Origin of the sequence: Bartonella refiksaydamii, from assembly GCF_902652675.1 — a bacterium.
Classification (GTDB): domain Bacteria; phylum Pseudomonadota; class Alphaproteobacteria; order Rhizobiales; family Rhizobiaceae; genus Bartonella; species Bartonella refiksaydamii.
This window is the reverse complement of sequence record NZ_LR736339.1, coordinates 1-3,611: the sequence shown is the minus strand read 5'-3', so window position 1 is coordinate 3,611 and position 3,611 is coordinate 1. Positions and strand designations below refer to the sequence as shown.

The 3,611-nt window shown below is 39.2% G+C and carries 7 protein-coding genes; 5 read left to right on the top strand and 2 right to left on the bottom strand.

What is annotated here, in order from left to right:
• From GQO39_RS08130 to GQO39_RS08110, 5 genes are all read left to right on the top strand, one after another.
• Positions 1-1,255, top strand: a 1,255-nt coding sequence (locus tag GQO39_RS08130) for a Bgr_08870 family protein (RefSeq protein WP_156851716.1), incomplete at its 5' end; no start/stop codon positions are given.
• Between the two features lie 9 nt (positions 1,256-1,264).
• Positions 1,265-1,516: a hypothetical protein gene (locus GQO39_RS08125; RefSeq protein WP_156851715.1), complete on the top strand. Its 252-nt coding sequence runs from the start codon at positions 1,265-1,267 to the stop codon at positions 1,514-1,516.
• 51 nt (positions 1,517-1,567) lie between these two features.
• Positions 1,568-1,828 carry a hypothetical protein gene (locus tag GQO39_RS08120; protein ID WP_246668556.1) on the top strand — a complete coding sequence of 87 codons (261 nt, stop codon included), beginning with the start codon at positions 1,568-1,570 and terminating at the stop codon, positions 1,826-1,828.
• A gap of 102 nt (positions 1,829-1,930) precedes the next feature.
• Entirely contained in the window at positions 1,931-2,209 is a 279-nt protein-coding gene (locus GQO39_RS08115) for a type II toxin-antitoxin system RelE/ParE family toxin (RefSeq protein WP_156851714.1), read from the top strand.
• A gap of 10 nt (positions 2,210-2,219) precedes the next feature.
• The gene (locus GQO39_RS08110; RefSeq protein WP_004856867.1) at positions 2,220-2,528 is read left to right on the top strand and encodes a HigA family addiction module antitoxin; all 309 of its coding nucleotides are present in this window, start codon (positions 2,220-2,222) and stop codon (positions 2,526-2,528) included.
• A 74-nt stretch (positions 2,529-2,602) separates the two neighbouring features.
• Here GQO39_RS08110 and GQO39_RS08105 read toward each other — a convergent pair whose 3' ends face one another.
• Positions 2,603-2,854 carry a type II toxin-antitoxin system Phd/YefM family antitoxin gene (locus tag GQO39_RS08105; protein ID WP_156851713.1) on the bottom strand — a complete coding sequence of 84 codons (252 nt, stop codon included), beginning with the start codon at positions 2,852-2,854 and terminating at the stop codon, positions 2,603-2,605.
• Between the two features lie 138 nt (positions 2,855-2,992).
• Positions 2,993-3,481: a Rha family transcriptional regulator gene (locus tag GQO39_RS08100; RefSeq protein WP_439647151.1), complete on the bottom strand. Its 489-nt coding sequence runs from the start codon at positions 3,479-3,481 to the stop codon at positions 2,993-2,995.
• Positions 3,482-3,611 lie beyond the last annotated feature (130 nt).

Genomic DNA, 3,611 nt, shown 5'->3' with positions numbered 1-3,611 from the left:
AATTGATCAAGCCATTGTTGATATTGAGGACAAGCTAGACGAAAAAGCCCCTTTAAAACACACGCATACAATAAGTGATGTCACAGATCTTGAAGCAACCCTCAAAGGCAAAATGGCAGCGGATAAAACATTCACCTTTGCTGATTTAAGCGATATCGAGGGCGCTAAGGATGCGGCCAACAATTATGTTCTCTATAAATCAAGCAACAATAACTTCACCTTTGGCAGTGCAATATCATTGTTAGGCGCACATCAACATAAAACGGAAGATATCGTAGGATTTGATGCTGAAGGGATAGCGTCATATGGCCGTTTGTCACAAACAAACGAATGGCAAAATCATAACATCTTTAAAGGCAAAGTGAGTCTTTTTAATGATCTTGAATTGACTAACCAAGCCTCCTTAACTTTGAAAAAGAATGGCACAATTGTCACAGATTTAAATACAGAAGGCAGCCTTTTGAAAGGACCTGCAACTATTGATGGCAAGGAAATTTATACAAAAGCCGAAGCTGTTTTAGCTCTTCAAGGAATACGCGATGAAATTACAAAAGAGATAAAATCCTTTGTTCCCACTCCTCTTGAAATTCTTATGACAGAAAGTGGTCCTATTCCTATACCTAATGGTGTTACCGACGACACTTATATTGAAGTATGGGCATGGGGTGGAGGTGGCGGTAATTATAAAGGTGGTGGTGGCGGCGGCGGCGGTTGCGTGCACATAAAAATAAAATGGTCGCGGCTCAAAGATTCAAAAAATGTTCTCATTGGTCGCGGTGGTAAAGGTTTTTATACCGGTCAACCCAAAGATTTTGCTGGTTATGGTGGCTTTACACGTATTTTAGATTCTACAATAGCAGGTGGTGGTGGTGGTGGAGCTGTTAATGGACATAATAGCACAGGTGCTGTCGGTGGTGTTTCAGGAAATTCACTGGGTGGTCTTGGAGGTGGTTACTCATCCAATAGCAGCAGTTCAAATGGACGTGATTCTACTTTCAACGGTGGTGGAGGCGGTAGCTATGGAGAAAAATCAGGGACTGGTGGAAATGGTGGCAACTCTATTTTGGGTGGTGGCGGTGGTGCTAGCGGTGATAGTAGCGCACAAGTACAAGGAGGTTTGAGCGTAAAAGGAGGAAATGGCGGAGGAAGTTATAATAATAAATCCGGTGGAGGTGGAGGCTATTTTCCGGGAAAATCTGGTGACCACGGTGGTGATGGTGGAGATGGAGCAGTATCGTTCAAATTCTATATATAGGAGTTTTTGATGGAATATGCAGTTGTTGAAAATGGTGTAGTAACAAACATTATCGTAGCCTCAAAAGATTATGTTCACGGCTTTGATGGTGAAGCTATTCCTTCACATGAAGCACAAATTGGCTGGAGTTATAAGGATGGAGTATTCTCTCCTCCTATTGTTGATGAAAACACAAAACAGCTCTCATCTACTGAAATGGCAGAAATAGACGCACCTGTAGAGCCCATAAAAGAACTGCAAGAGAAAGATGATCAAGTCTAAGCGATACGGCTTGTATGATTTTCTTTCTTTAAAGCCCTTTTAAAGGGCTTTTTGACTGACAGTGTCAGGCTTATGGAGCATGGTGATGGTTGTTATGGTCTCTTCATTGATTTGGAGAGCAAGATGACAATAGAATTTAAACTTCGTATTCACTTTATTAAGAATGGCAAGGGATCTAAGTTTTTAGCAATATTTGATCAGACAGCCGTTGGTATGGTCGTAAAATCCTTGATGTTGACGTGCAAATTTATCCCCTCCATGCGCCTATCCTTCTCTTTACGCATGAGGTGGAGAAAAGAAAAACAAGTCTAGACGATAAGGGGTTTCTAATGGGATGTTCCTGTTTTTCCATTTTAGCACTTAATAATGTAAGCTATTTGTTGACATTATAAGTATTTTACGCTATATAAAAGAATGATTAAAACGTTTAAAAGCAAAATATTGGCAGAATTATTCAAAACGGGAAATTCATCCAAGATTGATAAGAAACTTATAAAACGTATCATGGTTCGTCTTGATCGTTTAGATTTTTCTGAAAGACCAGAAGATATGAATCTTCCAGGATTCAACTTTCATTCTTTGATTGGATATTCACCCACTCGTTACACCGTCCACGTTAACGGACCATGGTGTATTACCTTTGAATTTGACGCATGTAATGCTTACCGTGTTGATCTTGAACAATATCACTAAGGATACAGTTATGAATGACATTCCTGCACAAAGAGATAAAAACCGTTGTCCTACTCATCCGGGAGAAGTTTTAGCAGAGATTATTCCTGAAACAGGCAAAACAAAATCAGAAATTGCGCAGATGCTTGGTATATCACGCCAACATCTCTACGATATTCTGAACGCAAAAAAGCCTGTTTCTCCTGCTGTTTCCGCTTGTCTTGGCAAAATGTTTGGTGATGGAGCTGCTATATGGTTACGCATGCAAGCTAATTATGACGCTTGGCATGCGGAACGTGAAACAAATGTTAGCAAAGTCCCAACACTCCACGCTGTTTGATCTCTTCCTCACTCTGAAGGGACGATGTTTATGGAGTACTGGATAAATAATAATACTGAACAACATCACCTGCTTTAAACATATTCGTCGCCATTTAAAATATCATCTAAACCACGATCTAAGTCGTCTAATATATTCTTTGGTGCATCTGCATAAACAAAAGATTGTACATGAGAACGGGATTTTATTAATTCATGATATAAATCAACAGGAAGCATAATGATTTTTTCACGCCCTCGCTTCGTTAAAGCTACAGGCGTTGACATAGCCTCGTCCAAAATATCGCCCGCCCCGCGGTTTACATCTGTAAAACTATATTTTTTCATATGCACATCCTATCTTTAATGAATAATACGTATAATATGTATTATGTAAAGGTACTGATGCCATTAACTACCTCCCCGCCTAAAAGACGAGGAGATAAATTATGTTTTAGGTCTAAGCAGCTTTTGTGGCAGGGCTTTCTAGAATACGCTTAGCTTCTTTTGTAACTGATTTGTAATGATCAAGCTCTTTTCGATTTCATCTATTTTCAAAAGACGACCAAAGATGATACCCATAATTTTAGGATAATTTGTCAAAACATATTGGCGAAGATAGTTAAGATCATCAAATCGTGTATCACGGTCATTATCAATTAACTGGTTTTTTAAATCATAGAAAGCTTTAACAAGTGCTTTTTTGAATGCACGCACCATGTCATTATTACGCATATAGGTCATGAGTAGAGTTGCTTGTGGTCCATTGAGGATAGCAATTACCCTTTTCTGTCTTCCGCCTTTGGTTCCAAAGGGTGAGATTTCAAATCCAACCCTTCCAAATTCTTCAAGATCTTCAATATTTTGACGTACAAGCTTGATAACTGTAGCATGATTATTACCCACACCCTCAGCAATTTTTAAAGAGGTCGTGACAGCAATACCATCATTGTTGATTGTTACTAAATTGTTCATAATGAACTCCTTACTATTTAAACGTCTTCTATTAACACCCTATAAGGGTATCGGGCGCTAGAAAACACGGTAGTAAGTCCGTCGTTACGCTTTCCCCATAAAGAGTATTGTATAGCGTAACTACACCCGA